Origin of the sequence: Pseudoalteromonas rubra (genome assembly GCF_004212645.1) — a bacterium.
In the GTDB taxonomy this organism is placed as follows: domain Bacteria; phylum Pseudomonadota; class Gammaproteobacteria; order Enterobacterales; family Alteromonadaceae; genus Pseudoalteromonas; species Pseudoalteromonas rubra_G.
The window spans coordinates 38,505-55,971 of the sequence record NZ_PPUZ01000004.1 but is presented as its reverse complement, the minus strand read 5'-3'; the positions used below and the strand labels follow the sequence as shown (position 1 = coordinate 55,971).

Below are 17,467 nucleotides of genomic sequence, written 5' to 3'. Positions count from 1 at the left end.
AGGTGACTTCATTGGCCCCGAGTAAACACTTGGTTTGGCTGATTTATCGTCAATCAATTATTGGAAAGTTAACCGCTTTGACTGGATGCCATGCCTTCGTTAAAAGATATTAAACTGACAAAACTCGGAGCATTTGTTCTGGATCTGAGCGATCAGGTTTTATATCGCGATGCCGATGAGGTTTCTATTGAGCCTAAGGTCATGGCGTTGTTACTGTATTTGTATGAAAACCGCGACAGATACGTGAATATCGAAGAGCTGCACCAGGAAGTCTGGTCAGATCGCATTGTGTCTGACACTGCTGTACGTAGTGCGGTTAAGAAGCTCAGGCTGATCTTAGGTGACGATGACATTGCCAATGCCCGGTATGTGAAGTCTGTTTCAAAACGGGGATATAAGCTCGTCTGTGAGATTGCGCCTGTTGATACTCTGGAAACAGAGGTGCAACCAGTCAGCGATACTAGCGCGAGTGATACTTCATCAGACCTATCGCCGGACCTTCCGCCTGAGTCATACTCTCCAAGCGAATCTGCTCTGACCGAACAGCCTCAGGTCACTCAGCACAAGCAAGGTATGGTGTTTAAGATATTGATTGTACTGGTAACATTTGTTTCGGTGAGCATTGGATGGACTAAGTACGACGCCATAACTCAGTTTGTTTTGGACAGCCAGGTGGCAAGCGTTAGTGAGCTTGAACAACTCACCGGGTTCAACGGCGAAAAAGAGAACTTATCTGTGTCTATGGATGGTCGATATGTTGCTTTTACTGGCCGTACGTCTATCGAGGAAGACAGGCAGGTATACCTACTTGACAGGCAAAACAACAAAATCAGGCAGCTCACTTATCATGCCAATAATGCCGCTTTTGTACAGTTTGCTCAGAATGATAAGGTCATCATATACAGCGATTTAATTGGTAATAAAACTTCAGTGAAGTTGTTACCACTGACCTTGTCTGACCCTGAGTCTGGCCGGATCACACTCATTGAAGGTGTAGTTGCGGTAGGAGACCCTTCCCGTGGCCGTCATGCATCAGAGGTGTTATTGCCGATGCTGGTGGACTTGGAAAGTGAGATGACGCTTTACGCCCTTGACCTGCACACACGCGAGTACGTGCGCATGCTGGCCCCCAGTGATGCCAGTGAAATACTGTTTGATGTCAGCTTGTCACCGGACAAACAAAGGGTGGCATTGATAAAAAAGATCAAAGGCCAGTTCCACACTTTGTTGTTTGACTTAGCAACCAAAGAAGAAACGCTTTTATATAGCAGTAAACATACGTTGTACGGTGTTGAGTGGAAAAGCAACTCTTCTGTATTGATCATGGCGAAAGGGGCGCTTTTCCAGGTTGACAGCCTGACAGGGGGGCATACCCGATTGATAGAAGACAGTGATGTACTGTTGCGTAGCTTTGATACACATGATGGTGCCGATATAGTATTGCTACAAAAAGAGTTCAGCCGGGCGAAGCGTCTCTATATAGAACACCAACTTACTTCTCAAATAGAAGCCAGTCAGATAATCAACACCACACCTCAGGTTGTCGCCATGATGTATGATGAACAATCCGATGAGCACCGGTGGGTAATGCATCTAAAAGATGGGATTACAACCATAGGGCATATGACCATGAGCACCCGGGAGACAAAGCCCTACTACAGCTCAGAAGAGAATGTTGAGTTACTGGATGTATCGTACCTGGCTGGCGGTATTTTGTTTAAAGAAGGCCCTAAGCTGGCGTTTTACTCCTTTGAACACAGTCAGGTTCAGTATATTACCTCTTCAATGGAGACCAGTAGTGATGCCGCTTTCAGTGCAGATGGTAGTGCTATCTATTACGGCGTTAATGTGGCTGGTGAGTGGGAAATACAGAGCTATGACATCACTTCTAAAGTCAGTAACCTGCTGATACCCGGGTATCGCTCTATTCGTCCTGCTGGAACTGGCTATATCGTCGCAGAGCCGATAGATGCACAACTTTTCTATTTATCCGATCTGACTGGCCCGGCAAAGCCATTGAATCACCCGATTGACTTCAGATACATTTGTCGCTGGTACGTCCGTGGCGATCATATTGTCTGGACGGCATTTGATGATCGCAACACTTATCTGCACAAACTTAACTGGCAGACCGGCGCTCATCACGCCTTTGAAGATCGCTTTTATGCGCTTTACCCTACTATTGCTGCGGATACAGCTGGAGAAAAGGTGCTCGCGCTGTCTGTACAATTAAACGACACTTCTATTGCAACAATTAAAATAGATCACTAAGATGATACCTGAAAAGGGACCGAGTGTTTGGGTTACTTACCCTCGCTCTGTTTTCCTTATTCGCTCTACCTAATAAAAAATAAAAGGATCATTCGTGTGAAAAAAGCAATCTGTATCACCATTATTTCTCTTTTCTCTGGTACTGGGTCATTTTCTGCTTACGCAGATGAGCAGGAGCCAGTCGAACCTCGCTGGATATGCAAACTTGTGAGCTGTGATAAACCGCACGATGGAAGAATGCGCTAGTAGAAGATTCAATTAATCCAGCGAAACTTTTTTAAATTGCAAAAATAAGCCTTTGATATAAAGGCTTATTTTTTTGGTTATAAAAAATAGATGTAACAGTTGTTTAGAAAATTAAGATAAATTTTTATATTTTCATCCGAGTTAGCAACAACCGGGCAGGGATTGGGGAAAGGTTGTGACTGAGTTGCAGTTTGGCGCAGTTTGCCAGCACTGTCAGGGAGGATGGGTGATATGCAACATGTTTCTTGCAAGGACAGGAAGAAGCAAGTACCGAGCTCACAAGGAATGAAAACGCAGTGCTTGGTGTTGGCTCAATAAAAGCCTCAGAATTGGTTTGTTGTCTTTTTGAGGTTTAATGTTGCGTTTTGTGCAACTTGCAGGCTAAGTAATAATAATAACAATAATAATGTCCAGACCAACACAGGGAGAGCAACAGGAACAGTGTTGGAAGCACTGAGTGAGTGCCTGCTACACGCGGTATTAGTGCTCTGGTTTTTTACAAGGATAGGTCGATGAACGTCAGGGAGTGATTGCCGGCGATGCAGTGGTCCTACTGCCACTGTATCGCTGGTCCGATTCATCAATGGTATTAACAGGTTATACTTGCTGTAACAGGAAAATTGTATTCCGTACTAAAATAACAATAATAATCTCAACACTAAATGTAGGGTTGCCAAGCAACAAGTCGTCACGGCTATTCGTCAATACACTCAGATTGGCGTTTGTTTGTCAGCCCTGTTTTTTCTCATAGCCGGGGATCCGTTCGTGGATCACTTCATCAATCTGAGCGGGCTTCAGGAATTGTTCGGCGTACTTTAGATACACTTTTGACTCAACAAAGACGTCAAATAGATCCGGGTCTATGTGGTCACCCAGTTTCATTTTTCCCATAATAAATAAGCACTCACTGAGCTTTTTAGCATCTTTATAGGGCCGATCTGCTGCTGTGAGTGCTTCGAAAATATCTGCTATGGCCATGATCCTGGCGGGTATGGACATCTGCTCGCGTGTTAACCCTCTTGGGTAACCTGTACCATCCATTTTTTCATGATGGCCGCCGGCGAACTCTGGCACGCGGCGTAAATGTTTGGGAAAAGGGAGTGCTTCGAGCATTTCCAGTGTGATGTCCATGTGCCGGTTGATGATCTGACGTTCTTCTGAGGTTAATGTCCCTCGCGCAATATTGAGGTTATAGACTTCATTGTCAGTCAGTAGGGGGTGTTCTTCTGTGCCGATGCGTACCGACGTTTGCTCGGCAATGCGCTTTACGCGCTGCTGGTCTTCTTCACGCATAAACTCGCCACCTATATTGGCATGACGCAAAAATTGCCGATCTTGCTCTAACTGGGTGAGTTTTTCTTCTAATTCCGCGCTTAGCTGGTTTGCTTGAGCCTGTTCATCATCCCGTTCGAAACGGAGTATACGCTTGGTGTAGTCGAGTTCAAGATCCCGCTTCGCCAGCTCAATTCTGGCATCAATCAGGGCGATTCTATCGTTTACCGACTCCAGTTTGGTGGCTTTATCCATCACATATTCTGGGATGGCTATCTTACCACAATCGTGCAGCCAGCCAGCTAATGACAACTCAGCCCTGTCGGCTTCGGTCATTGAGAAGTCAGCCATGGGACCTGATTGTGCCTCATGTACCGCTTCGGCAATCATCATAGTGAGCTCTGGTACCCGGCGGCAGTGACCACCGGTATAGGGGGATTTTTCATCAATGGCTTTTGCTATCAAGCGGGTAAAGGCTTGAAACAGCGTTTCCATACCATCAATCAGCTGGCGGTTAGTCAGTGCCACTGCAGCAAGAGCGCCAATAGAGCAAATCATTTCCGTTTGCTGCTGTGAAAACGGGACAATTTTGCCTTTACTGTGCGGGTTAATGAGCTGTAATACGCCATTGAGCTCTTGCTCATGGTTGAGTAACGGGATAGTCAGCACTGACTGAGTGTGGTACCCGGTTTTGGCATCCATTGCCCGCGCCGCCGAAAGGTCATATTCCTCACACTGATAGACGTCATCTATTTTGATCACCTCGCGTTTTGCGGCAGCCAGCGCAACCAGTGCGCTTTCATTACATTGACCATTTTCCAGATAAATGGGGATGGGAGGGAAGGGGATCGGTTGCTTTGAAGTGCCGCCCATATGCAGATCCAGAGGCCCGTTTATCAGCGTGGCAAACTGCAATTGCATGTCATCTGATACGGAATAGATTGTACCGCCATCGGTCGCGCTGAGCTCCATCGCAGAGAGCAGGATGTTTTCCAGCAACCGGTCGGTATCGTGCTCCGATGCTAGCTCTATGGCCAGTTTGAGCAGATGTTGCAATGCGACCTGTGAGCCTGCCTGCTCAATCTTATTTGCGATGTTTCGAATATGCTGTTCCATAACTCACCTGCTATTTCGATGTATGGGTGTAACTGCCATCCCACTGCGCACCGGGCGGATTAGCCTGTAAAACCAGGATCCGCTCGCTCATTAGCGTATAAATTTTTCGCTCCGGGGCGCGCTCTTTAAGTTTAGTAAAAGCTGACAGTGCCTGCTGCCATTGTTGCGATAAATAAAGTGACCAGGCCTGTTGATGAGCCTCCAGCTCATCGCTTATTTCAGGAGATATCGCATCATGGCTACAAATGGGTTCATACACAGTCACTGCCTGGTTTTTACCCTTGACCTTGACCTTATCAATCGGGCGACATATCAGTCCCGGGCACTGGGCATAGGTGGTTTCATTGATCAGGATCCCGACGCCATAGAACTTGGTCAGGCCCTCAAGGCGGGAGCCCAGATTAACGGCATCGCCCAGCACGGTATAGGCGCGACGATACTCAGAGCCCATATCGCCTACATTCATATCTCCGGTATTGAGGCCAATACCAATTTTAAAAGGAGGTAAGGACTGCTCGCGCATCGGTGCTTGTAGCGCCTCCACCTGTTCTTGCATAGCCATGGCACAGCGTACTGCCAGCTCAGGATGTTGTGCAACAGGCAGCGGTGCATTCCAAAAGGCCATCACCATGTCACCGACATATTTGTCTATGGTGCCCTGATGCTCGAAGATGATCCGTGTAATAGGCGAAAAATACTGGTTGAGATAAGACTTGAGCCGTCCGGCATCGAGGGATTCTGAGATGGTGGTAAAGGAGCGAATATCGGCAAACAGCACAGTAATGTCGCGTTTTTCACCTTCCATAGAAACACTGTCCGGGTTATCCAGCATGGCCTGAATATGGGCCGGTGGCACATATTGGTCGAAGATTGACTTGATCTGGAGCCGCTCTTTATGCTCCCGGACAAAACCCAGGCTACCGAGGATCATCGCCTGGCTGACTAACATGGCCAGAATGGCAACCTGAGGTAAATCCAGCCTGAGGGCAACCCATAAGTAGGCACTCAGCACCACAAACAAGGCACTCAGGCAGAGTGTAAAGACCGCTATCCCGAGCACCTCGAGTCTGGGCAAAACCAGGACGCACAGAAAGCCAAGTAACAACAACAGCATAATGACGGCGCCATCCATCCAGTTTGGCCTGCTTGGTAACAGCTCGGGAAACACCAGACCTTCAAGGACATTCGCATGTACTTCTACCCCGGGGTATTGCACGCCCACCGGGGTTGTTCGCAGGTCGGCGTGGCCAACGGCAGACGTGCCGACAAACACAATCGCTTGATCAAATAAATTTCTATCTATTTCACCACTCAGCACGTCTGCGGCGGAGACATAGGGAAAGCTAAAAGCCGGGCCGCGATAAGGCACATTCACCCGGCCATAGTCGTCTGTCGGTATCAGTGCAGTACCCAGCCGGATCCCCTCCACGCTATGCCCAGCACCAAAGGGCTTAGTGACCACTTCAACCTGCTCGGCCATGGTATAAAGTCGTGCAGCTTCCAGTGCCAGTGCCGGATAGAGCTGTCCCTGATGCTTGGCCAGCAGCATAGAGTTGCGAATAAATCCATCGCTGTCGGGGGCGCTATTAATAAAGCCACTGCCAGGGCTGTTTTGCTGTAATTTAGTGACATTCGCGACATGTCCGGCAAAGGACGGAACGGGCAAGGCGGTGGCAGCAATGCTGCTGAAAAAAATGGATTCGGGCAAAGTGCCCACCCGGATCTCAGGCTGATGTTCAAACAGCAGACCAAGTACGGTATCTGTATCCTGAAGCCGGCTGGCAAATGCCTCGTCGGCGTCAATACTCGGTGCCAGGGCGTGCAATGCCTCAGTGACGACTGGCGTAGCGGTGTTGCTGAGGTGATCCAGCACTTGTTGTGCCGGGTTTAATTCCGGTTCGGAAAATAAGATATCGTAGGCAATTACAGCAACGCCAGCATCGGCCAGCTGAGACTGTAAACGCGCCATCACATGACGACTCCAGGGAAAGCGGCCGATTTGTTTCAGGCTGGGCTCGTCAATATCAACGATCACTATCGGTAAAAAAGAGCGTGACTGCATAGGCAGGGTTGATTTAAGACGCAGATCATAGCCCAGACCTTCCAGACGTTTCAGTGCTTCACCATAGGGTGAGGCAGGAGACAGTGTTAGTAGTTGCAGCACGATAAAAAGGGCGATAAGGCAAATGCCGCACAGCCATTGCTGATAGTATTTACGCCACAATCGCGGGAGGTTCATGGCAGAGTCAATCCCTCGCGTGCCAGAATCGTGATAAAGGGCTTGTTCTGGCGCTTAATATCCGCCGCTATTTGGTCCAAGGCTGCGTCACTGCGGTCCGGGTCGTGGCTGATTAAAACCAGGTGTTTCACCGCGCCTTGCTCGGCCAGCAGCAGGGCATCTTTGATAAGTGAATGTCCCCAGCCATGTTTGAGTGGGTAATCATCGGGCACAAACTGACCGTCGTGGATCAAATAATCTGCGCCCTTGACAAAGTCCACCCATTGCTGAAATGAAGTAACAGGCAGGCCGGGCGGATTGAGTTCATTGTCGGTGGCATAGACCACGTCGATGCCATCAGCGGCAATTCTGTATGCGCTGCCACCGCCTGGGTGGTTCATGGCGCAGCGTTGAATATCAAAGCACTCGTATTGCCAGTGATCCTGAGCCTGTGGCACAACCTGAATGTCAGCCGCTAAAGTGGTGTGCGGCACAGGAAAGTAGCTCCCCAGCATTTGTTTTAAGATGGCGTCCGGGGCATGCTCTTCGGTGACACCGGGCACTATGGTGATCTGCCGCTTGGCAATGTATGCAGGAATAAAAAAGGGAAAGCCCTGAATATGATCCCAGTGATTGTGGCTCAATAAAATATAGAAAGGCTGGCGGACATGCATCAACTCCTGGCCCAGCACCCTCAGCCCGGTGCCAGCATCCAGAATGATGCGCTTACCGGCGTCGCTCTCAAGGGTGACACACACTGTGTTACCCCCATAGTGCACGGTTGTTGGGCCAGGTGTGGGGGTTGACCCCCGCACACCATAGAACTTTATTTTCATACCTAACCCTTTGGTGACGTTTTACTTATTTCGTCACTGTTGAACTACCTGGCCGGCTTGTAAACTCACCCTGGCGGGAGACGACTGCTGTATTACAAAGACAAACTCTGTACTGCTGCTTTGTTGTAGTACGGTTTTCAGCTCGCCGCTAACCGAACTACTGAACAACTGGGCGCCATCCTCATCAAAGCTGGTATCCCAGCTACCTGGTGATTCGCTCAGAAGTAACTGTCCAACATATAAAGCGTTAGAGCCGCTGGCCTGGGCAAACAACAATAATTTGCCGTTGCTATCTATCCAGGCCTGATTCAGTCGCACGGCTTCGCCAGACAGTTGCTCAAACTTGAGCACACCGCCATCGGCAAAGCTGGTATCGAGTGCCCCCGAGCTGGTCACCCGTACCACAAAGTTACTGGTCCCCGCGTAGCCAAAGACAATAAAGCCCTGGCTGGCATCGACCACAGATCCTCTCAGGGTGATGTCATCACCCGCGCTCAGGCCAATATCCAGCAAGGCCAGGCCGTCTGTACCAAAGCTGGTATCGGGTGTACCTGTCACACTGGCCTTGGCAAGCAGCAGCTGCGGCGGTGTTGGTCCCGGCTGGCTCTGACCAACGCCAACCAGGGCGCTCCCTACAGTATGGATCATAGACACTTTGTGTGCATTGGCGCTGCAACTGTGCATTGCGGGGACGCTGTACTCAAAGAAATTCGACAAGGCTCCTGAACTGGAAATGATAAAGGCCTTGCTGTGGGTGTGGCAGCTCTCTGTGGCCTGACCAAGGGCCAGAATATCTCCACTTGGTAATATCGTCAGCTGAGTGAGATCTAAAGCTGTGGCGTCTGCCTGATAGTCGCTGGCTTTGAGGCTCAACACGCCGCTGCTGGCAAAGTTACTATCGAGCGTCCCTAAGTTACTGAACTTGACTAGCGTAGCCATGGCCTGTTCATCACCTGCTGATACAGACACGGTGCCCGAAGCGCTCAGTAAAACAGACCCATCGCTGTTTTCGTTAAGTGCGCCAACAGTGGAGCTGGACATGAGACCCATGGTGGTTAGCGGCACTGTGGATACTAGGCCCAGGTTGGCAAAGGAATTGCTCCTTTGCCCGATATTATCCAATTTCAGTACATAGGGCACGGCCTGTGGGGTGCTTTGCCAGTTGTTGGCCTGACCGCTGAGTAGAAGATGATCCAGTGACCCACTAAATGTGGAGGATTGTCCAGCGACAAATTCCTCATCACGACGTCCAACACTGACAGTGCGCTGACCAAAGGACCCAAAGTTCTGGTTCAGCTCTGCTGCTGTAGTCACTTCACTCAGCCAGTGTTCTGACAGGTAATTGTTACCCAGGTAGGTAAACTTCTGGCCACTGAACAACAGTCCACCTTGTGTTTCGAGTAAGTTGAATGCCTTCAGCCCGGTGCCGTGGTAGATGCTGAAACCATTGCTGCCCGGCAGCCAGTTGGTGTCTATCTCACCATTAAGTCCCACTTTTACCACCTGTACAACCTGATCATTACCAAAGATGCTGCGCTGAAGGCCGAGGTAATAGGTGTCGCTGTCTGCAACTATACCAATACCGGAAGCGCTATAGTCTGATATGTCGTTGGCTGAATCTGTCGGAAGCTCGCTGAGCTGATAGACGCGCTTGCCAGTGCCCGCAAATGCGCTATCCAGCACACCGTCCATGGTTAATTGCAGCAAATATGCAGAGCGCACTTCACCGGATTCATCAAGTGTTGTCAGCCCGGTGACCAGCAGCGTGTTACTGTCCTTCACTAGTACATGGCGGGTAGTGTCATTAAATGCACTGCCATCTAGTGCGCTATCTGGTACCTCAGTAATGTTGATTTGTAACAAGCCACCCTCCTGGAAGCTGGTATCCGGCGCCAGAGTGCTGCGTGTGAGACGCACTAGCATCACATCCTCACCTGTTTCGGTCGACGTGATCTCGCCATATACCAGGTAATCACTGGATGGTAAGGTAACCATGCCACGTGCATATTTGGTTGGCGTTTGTGCCAGCGATTGCGTAGCGACTATCTCGCCTTGCGCGGTGATCCTGGATAGCGTGACTGTGCCTGAGGTGGCAGTGCTTGTGGCGCTAATATTACTCAGGACCGTGACTGTTTCATTGTCTTCCAGCGCAATGGCGACCGGGGTCACAAAGACATTGCTGCCCAGCGGTAACGTCATATAGCCATTACCATTGGCATAACTGGTATCCAAAGTACCGTTACTCAGTAAACGGAACAGCAATAACTGCTGCGAACTGACCGTTTCATTTGGTTCTGCGAAGCTGACATACCCGGCGACATAAATACGCCCTTGATCGTCGATGGTTGCAACTTTTGCCCAAACATCATGAGGTATGCCGTCAATGACGATACCGAAGTCACTGTCGAAGTTACCCGATACGGCAAAGCCATTATCCGGCTGGCCATTACTGAGCTGTCTGCTGACGTACGCACGATGGATATTGCGTTTGGCTGTATCATTATAATGACCTACGGCTCCGACACTGACTAACTTGCCATCGCTTTGTAAAATTGTTTGCCCCGGGCTATGGAACTCAAGGCTGGCATTTAGCGCTAATGTTAAGCTGCCATCATTGCCAAATGCACTGCGCTTAGTCGCAATGTAACGCGGTGCGCTCTGGGTAACAAAAATACTGATCTCGCTTTCGGCGCAGAGCTGAGGTGTGCCGGAGTCACAGACGGTAACCGTCAGCACATAGGTTTGCGCGCCATTGCTGGCAAGTTGTTCGGCATCGGCCACGGTGACTTTACCCGCACTATCAACCGAGAACAGCGCCGCATTGGTACCAGATAGCTGATAACTGAGGGTATCGCCATCCGGATCTGAGGCACTGATCTGCAAAACCAGCGCTCCGTTGCTGATATTGGTCTCTATCTCTACCGACCCGGGCTCCACAGAAGGTGCGTAGTTTTTGTCGTTCACGGTGATGGTGACCGTCGCAACGTTGGAAATTTCGCCTAGGTCGTTGCTCACCACGTAACTAAAACTATCACTGCCTACGAAGTTAAATTGGGGGACGTAAAAGGCTATGCCATTGGCTGAATCTATTAAGGCACTGCCATGGGACGGTTCAATAACAATCATAATGCTATTGATCAGCAGATCGCGTCCTTTGGCCAGATCATTGTTCAGGATGGAGATGCCCACATCCTCATTTTTGTCAGTTTGCGCACTGTCATTCACGGCCACCGGGGTGGTATCCGGGGCCGTGATGGTGACGGTCACGGTGGCGGTGTTAGAGAATGCGCCCTGGTCGTCCTGAACACGATAGGTAAAGCTGTCTTCCCCTTCAGAAGTACCGGTATGAATATAGGTAATTGTCCCGTTGCTACTGACCTCTGTGCTACCCATTTGCGGGCTTTGCACTATCTCAACGGTGCCAGCTTGCACTGTGCCATCGGTGTCACTGTCGTTATCCAACACTGCAATCGTGACGGATTGGGCAACTTCGACGGAGGCGCTATCGTTGCTGGCTACGGGGGCCATATTCAGTCGCTCAACCGTGATAGTCACCGTTGCCGCGTTAGATACACTGCCTTCATTGTCCTGTACCTGATAAGTGAAAGTATCACTGCCCGAGAAGCCACTGTTTGGGGTGTAAATAAAGCCACCCAGGCTTACCGTATCGAGTGCCACACTGCCGTTTTCTGGTGCCGTCACCACGTTCAGGCTGTTGTAGTTCAGGCTGCCATCGCTGTCGCTGTCGTTGGCCAGTACATCTATGGTAACCGGCTTTTCTTGCTGTGTTGTTGCGCTGTCATCTGCGGCGACCGGGGCGATATTGTCTCCCGTTACTTCAATAAACACATTCGCGATATTAGAAACGGCACCCAGATCGTCCTTAATTTGGTAGGTAAAGCTGTCACTGCCGCGATAGTCGGCGTCACTTTGGTAGATAAAGTGGGTATTGTCGCTGCTCAGGCTGACGTTGCCATGGCTGGGCCCTTCAACCAGGGTCAGGCTGGTCAGATCCAGGCTACCGTCAATATCCTGATCATTGGCTGCAACCAAAACGCTGATGGTTTGTCCCTGAGCCACTGTCACACTGTCGTCGCTGGCCAGCGGCGCGTCATTCACCGCAATAACTTCAATTATCACAAATGCTTGTACGCTGGCTGTGCCATCGTCTATCTGATACACAAAATAGTCTTGTCCGTAACTGTTCTGCTGCGGGGTGTAGCGAAAACTGCCCGTTTCGCTGAGTTCCAGCGTACCCATGTTGGGCTGTTCAATAATTGATAAAGTGAGCGGATCTTCATCGGCGTCGCTGTCGTTTTCCAGCACACCGGGGATCTCGACAAACAGCTGCTCGTCTTCGTTGGTCTGATAGTTGTCATTTACAGCAACTGGCGGAAAGTTACTGACTTCGGTTTCGATAAGCAGTGTGATGGTGGCCGTGTTTGAGCCGCCATTGCCATCCTCTACCCGATATTCAAAGCTGTCTGTGCCAGTAAAATCCGGCTCGGGTTGGTAACTAAAACTGCCATCCGAATTGAGTGTCAGCGTTCCATGTTGCACGTCCGTCACTGGGGTGGTGTTCACCGTGAGTGCATCGCCATCGAAGTCGAAGTCATTGACCAGTAACCCTGTGCCGCTGACGGTCAGCACGCTGTTTTGTGCCAGTGCGTAGTGATTGTCAAAGGCGATGGGATCCTGATTGACGCGTTCAATCAGTAAGCTGACCTCGGCCTCGGCAGTCACCCCCTGGCTGTTATTGATGCGATAGCGAAAGCTGTCTGTGCCAAAAAAGGCTTCCCGGGGTACATAGGTAAAGCGGCCGTCGGCAAACAGCATCACGGTGCCGTTCTGCGGGGCTCGTACCGGTGTGGTGACCAGTGTCAGTGGTGTCAGGCCATTGGCGTTATCGTTGCTAAGCAGGTTGCCTGAAATAGACTCAAATTGTACACCGCTAAAGCTGTCAGCCACGGCCACCGGGGTGATTAGATTGGTGGCTGCCAGCATCCGTGATTCGCTAAAAGCGCTTTCACCGCTGCCATCTATGCCGGTGATCCGGGTGTAGTAGTGTTTTTGTGGGTCCAGGCCGCTGAAGATATGGGCGGAGTCAGTCAGGGCTATGACCCGCTGAGCGCCCGGCAAGGTGGTGATGGTGCGCACATCATCAATGGGCGACTCTGCCAGATATGCGTTATAGCGCAACAAGCTGGGCAATGGCTGCCAGTCGAGCGCTGCGTTGCCGTCGCTGCGTGGGGTGCTGTTAAATGCGATGCTGCGTGGTAACCAGGTGATTTGCTGGGTGGCAACGGTGCTCAGATTGCCACCATTGTCTTCTACCCAGACCTGCAATTGCAGACTGCCGGGCTGTTGTGAGAAGTTGGCCGGGTTGACCCCTGTTTCAGTAAATGCGAATGGATCGCTGCAATTACCATCGCACAAAACCTGTGCCTGTTGCGCGTTTTCAAAGCCAAGCAGCACCCGGCTTACCCCATCGGGATCAGTAATGGCATCCAGAGAGACGGTCAGGTTGCCCCGGTAGGTGCGCTGATTTTCGGGGAAGAGCACAGTGCCGGTACCATTGACGAATTGTGTATTAACCACCTGACGGGCGGCCAGGTTACGGTTAGCAAATCTGGCCTGATAGTCAAAAGGGATCAGATTGGCCTGGCCTGATGGCGCATCCGGCTGCGGTTCGTTGTGATCTTGTGCAGCTGGTGTGCCTGTATCAGGGTTTGCTGATGTGGTGGTTGTCTTGTCACCATCGCCTGAACAACCCGATAATAGCCCGGTGCAAAGTAGCGTCAGAATGCCCAGTTGGTGTAATTGCGAGCGCTTCATCCCCCGTCCCCCTAAGGTTGACTCAAAATAAACAAGCCCGAAGCGGTGACACTCGGCTCATCAATTTCATTCAAATTAAAGTTGCCACGTAACTTGTTCAGCTCATCGCTAAACTGGGTGTCGATCGTGCCTTCAGCGAGGTTTTGCCCGTGTGACGCAAAGTTCACCCCTAAGGTCATGCCGTTGGCGTCTATCAGGCCATTAAAGGCGGCAAACCACTCGCCCTGCTGATCGTTAAAAGACAAAACGCCTTGTGGCACGGTGCCGTTGTCAAAGTCGACGTTGATCTGCATCTGAATATTACTGACGGCACCTGCGGAAGAGCTAAACTCGGCGCGCTCCAGCTGTGAGTACAATGCAGTTCCGGTACGTTCAGCCAGCAGATCTTCGAGTGGATCAATCCCCACGGTGTCGAGGTTCTCTTCAGTGATAAAGCTGTTTTCTGAGATATCACGGCCAACATCCGGTAAGGCGGCTTCAAAGGCAGCTTCAGTGGCGGGAGCTGTGGCTACCGGGGTTTGTGCTATGGCCAGTGTGGTTGCTTCACCAGGGGCGTCATCCAGTTCACTGGTTTCTGAAGTATTAGCGGCATCGTCTTGTGCATCCGGGTCGCTGCCGCTGGTGGCTGCCTGAGCGCTGGGTGTCAGGCGTGACAGTTGTTGTGGTGGTGCAAGCAGCGGAGTGACTTCGCCACTTTGGCTGACCGTGGCAAAGGAAAAATTACCTTCCTGGCCCAGCAGTAGCGGTTCGTCATTGATGTCCACTTCAATGGTACCATCCCAGACGGCCAGCAGTAAGGTATCACCCTGCCATTCCACTTCATAGTGGGTGCCCCGGATCCCGATACTGCCCACCGGGGTGCGAAGCTGGTAATTGTCTTTATTGCCTTTTATTTTGCCCGTGATGGTGCGCAACCCGCCCGTTACCAGCTCCATCACAACCGAGCCATCCTCCTCGGAAGCGCCGGTATATTCATTGATAATGAGTTGCGTGTTTTCTTTCAGCGCGATCAGGGCGCCATCTTGCATACGCAGCTGCGCATTGCTTTGCTGGCCGGTATTGACCACATCAACATCAAACACCGGGCTGCGGCGTTTAAGTGTCCGCTGTGCGGCACTGTCACTGGCGGTTGCTACTACCTGCCCCCGAGACATCAGGGTTTTGCCTGCCGGGGCTGCGATACTGGTATGAGCGGTTAGCAAGCTGGACAGCAGCAAAGTCAACTGTGTGCCGTGTCTGAGTGGCTGCCAGCGGGTGCGAGGATTAGAAATCATAATGTACTCCTAAAGACCATTCAGTACGATCATAACTGTACAGTTGCAGTGAGCTGTCTTTGTCGTAATAAGCCAGCTTGGTTTCCAGGCCCCATGCGGGGGTTATCTGGTACACCCAGCCCAGATGAGCGATGTGGAGCGTTTCGTCGCGCACTTGCAAAAAGAAGGGGTGTGCAGCGCGATGTTCTATATCACGGTACTGAATCCTGGCGTTAAGGCGGTGTGCATCATTGAGCCGATATACCAAAGCGGCGCTTAAATGGGCGTAATCGCGCGCATAGTGCTCTGCTGTCGGCTCTTCTGCTGGTTGCCAGGTGTACCCTGCGCTGACGCGGACTAACCAGTTGCGGGCCGCACGGCTGATGGCTAACCCGGAGGTATACAGGCGACTGTCGAGCTCGCTGTCTCTGACGTTATTGAGGTTAAATGCGCTGATGTTCAGTGTGGCTGCCCAGTGTTCATCAATGGTGTATCTGAGTGCGCCAAACACGCCGGCATCCTGTTGATAGGTTGCTGAATCGAGTGACATTACACCCAACTGCGCACCCACATGTAGTTGCAGATCATCGATATCCTGAACATAGCTTACATTGGTGCTGAGCTGAGTTCTGTCGAATTCATCACTGTCCTGATGGCGTTGATCTGAAAGCTGAATATTGGCCCGCCATGCCTGGTGCTGGGTTTGTTGCCAGCGGCCATCAAAGCGGTAGCTGGTGCGGGCAAAGGCATCTGAGGCTTCGCGGCTGCTGTCATCGAGCAAAATAGGCAGGCCGCCAATTACAATACGGTCATCGGTGGTCCCACTGTTGACGTTACTGTCGTGACCCAGCGCCAGTGATACCCGATGCTTAAGCTGCTGCGCCATACTTGCCTGATTGTCTTCAATGGCATCCAGCGCGCGCTCAACTCTTTGTCTAAATTCATCGCTGAGTGAGGTGGTCAGCAGGCTATTGAGCGTGCTGGCAGCTTGTGGGTAATTCTTCTGCTTGTTATAGGTTAAGCCAAGCAAGTACAAGCTCGACTGGTGGTTGGGCTTGACTGCAAGCACGCGCTCAAGTGCAAAAACGGCCTCATTATAATGGCCCGTTTCGAGCGCGGCTCTGGCGTACAAAAAGTCGAATTCAGCATCGCCTGCGGCGGTTTCGAATTGTGACTGCGCCAGTGCGTAGGCTTGCTCAAACTGGCCCTGATCCAGTGCTGATTTGAGTTGTGTGAGCGGCGTCGCTGCGGCCAGAGCGGCACTATTGTGCAGTCCAACCAGTAAAACGACCGGAATAAACGCGCGATGAAGTAATAGCTGCATAACAGATCACCCAAGGTTCGATTATTCTCTGGTACTGCCGGTCAACTTTGTTTGTAAGCATTATTTAATACTCAGGCACAGTGCGATGGTGGCCTCAGGCTGCCATATAGAAAGCCACCGACAATACGCCAAAGTATCACTGATAAAGGCATAACCGCTTAATCCCTATCAGTTTAAGTTAACGGACCAAGAGAGTGTGATTAAATTATAGACAGTGCCAGCAATAATTCACTCGAAGTTACGGGTACAATTCATGTTTGTGTGGTGATCTGAGTTTTATTTGGGCTGGGTGCTGTCAGGCAGACCTGGGTTGATTAAAGGGAAGTGTGCGCGTAGTTGCTGGTAGGTGCCATCCGCGATGATATCGCTGAGGCCCTGATTGAATTGTGCGATAAGCTGACGTGCACGCGGATGGCTTTTGACAATGCCAATATGCAATGGCCAGGATGCCACCACCTGAGTGTGTAAGGTAAAGGTGTCACGCTGAAAATGATGACTGATGGCATAGGCTGCTGCAATGCGATCGGCGAGTAAACCATCGACCCGGCCAAGGTCGAGCTGGCGCAGACACTCAGTTAAATGCAGTTGTGTGATAACACTGATATCTGGGTGTCCGCTAAGCAGGTTTTGATAGGCAAAACCACGGATCATGCATACCCGCCTGCCAGCCAGAGAGCTTAATCCGGAAAAGGACAGAGCCTGATCGGCGCGCGAGATAAATATCAGCTCGTTGTGTAAGTAGGCGTCGCTGAACAGGAATTGCTTTGATCTTTCGCGGGTATACCAAAGCGCCGGGATCAGGTCTATCTCGCCGTTTAATGCTAGCCGCATTGCCCTGCTGAACGGGGCAACCTCCAGGGCAAAAGCTTCGCCGCTGCGCGCAAAGGCGGCGGCAATAATCTCATAGCTGAGGCCGCTATCATCGCTGTGCACATAGGGTGGCCACACGCTATGACTCCCAAGCAGCATAGGTTTTGCGACGAGCGGGAAGGCGTTAAGCAGGCATAAAAACAGTGCCATGAACATCAACTTGCGCACAACAACCTCCCTACTCACAGACTGATTTTAGTGTAGCTGAAATTGCCTCAATTGATAT

Annotated in this window: 8 protein-coding genes; 1 reads left to right on the top strand and 7 read right to left on the bottom strand. The window is 50.9% G+C overall.

Features of this window, described 5'->3' with window-relative positions; genetic code table 11:
- The first annotated feature begins 90 nt into the window (after window positions 1-90).
- Complete coding sequence (locus C3B51_RS01970; RefSeq protein WP_130243978.1) at window positions 91-2,271, top strand: winged helix-turn-helix domain-containing protein; 2,181 nt, start codon at window positions 91-93, stop codon at window positions 2,269-2,271.
- Between the two features lie 975 nt (window positions 2,272-3,246).
- Here C3B51_RS01970 and C3B51_RS01965 read toward each other — a convergent pair.
- The 7 genes from C3B51_RS01965 to C3B51_RS01935 all read right to left on the bottom strand — a co-directional run bounded on the left by C3B51_RS01965 (window position 3,247) and on the right by C3B51_RS01935 (window position 17,409).
- Window positions 3,247-4,905, bottom strand: a complete 1,659-nt coding sequence (locus C3B51_RS01965; protein ID WP_130243977.1) for an HD domain-containing phosphohydrolase — start codon at window positions 4,903-4,905, stop codon at window positions 3,247-3,249.
- Window positions 4,906-4,915: 10 nt separating this feature from the next.
- The gene (locus C3B51_RS01960; protein ID WP_130243976.1) at window positions 4,916-7,144 is read right to left on the bottom strand and encodes a CHASE2 domain-containing protein; all 2,229 of its coding nucleotides are present in this window, start codon (window positions 7,142-7,144) and stop codon (window positions 4,916-4,918) included.
- Entirely contained in the window at window positions 7,141-7,959 is an 819-nt protein-coding gene (locus C3B51_RS01955) for an MBL fold metallo-hydrolase (protein WP_125718510.1), read from the bottom strand. The genes C3B51_RS01960 and C3B51_RS01955 overlap by 4 nt, the downstream gene beginning before the upstream one ends.
- A gap of 33 nt (window positions 7,960-7,992) precedes the next feature.
- Complete coding sequence (locus C3B51_RS01950; protein ID WP_130243975.1) at window positions 7,993-13,794, bottom strand: Ig-like domain-containing protein; 5,802 nt, start codon at window positions 13,792-13,794, stop codon at window positions 7,993-7,995.
- 11 nt (window positions 13,795-13,805) lie between these two features.
- Entirely contained in the window at window positions 13,806-15,068 is a 1,263-nt protein-coding gene (locus tag C3B51_RS01945; RefSeq protein WP_130243974.1) for a FecR family protein, read from the bottom strand.
- Window positions 15,058-16,371, bottom strand: coding sequence for a tetratricopeptide repeat protein (locus C3B51_RS01940; protein WP_130243973.1), 1,314 nt, complete (start codon window positions 16,369-16,371; stop codon window positions 15,058-15,060). Before C3B51_RS01940 ends, C3B51_RS01945 begins: the two co-directional genes overlap by 11 nt.
- A 276-nt stretch (window positions 16,372-16,647) precedes the next feature.
- The gene (locus C3B51_RS01935; RefSeq protein WP_130243972.1) at window positions 16,648-17,409 is read right to left on the bottom strand and encodes a substrate-binding periplasmic protein; all 762 of its coding nucleotides are present in this window, start codon (window positions 17,407-17,409) and stop codon (window positions 16,648-16,650) included.
- Window positions 17,410-17,467: the final 58 nt, after the last annotated feature.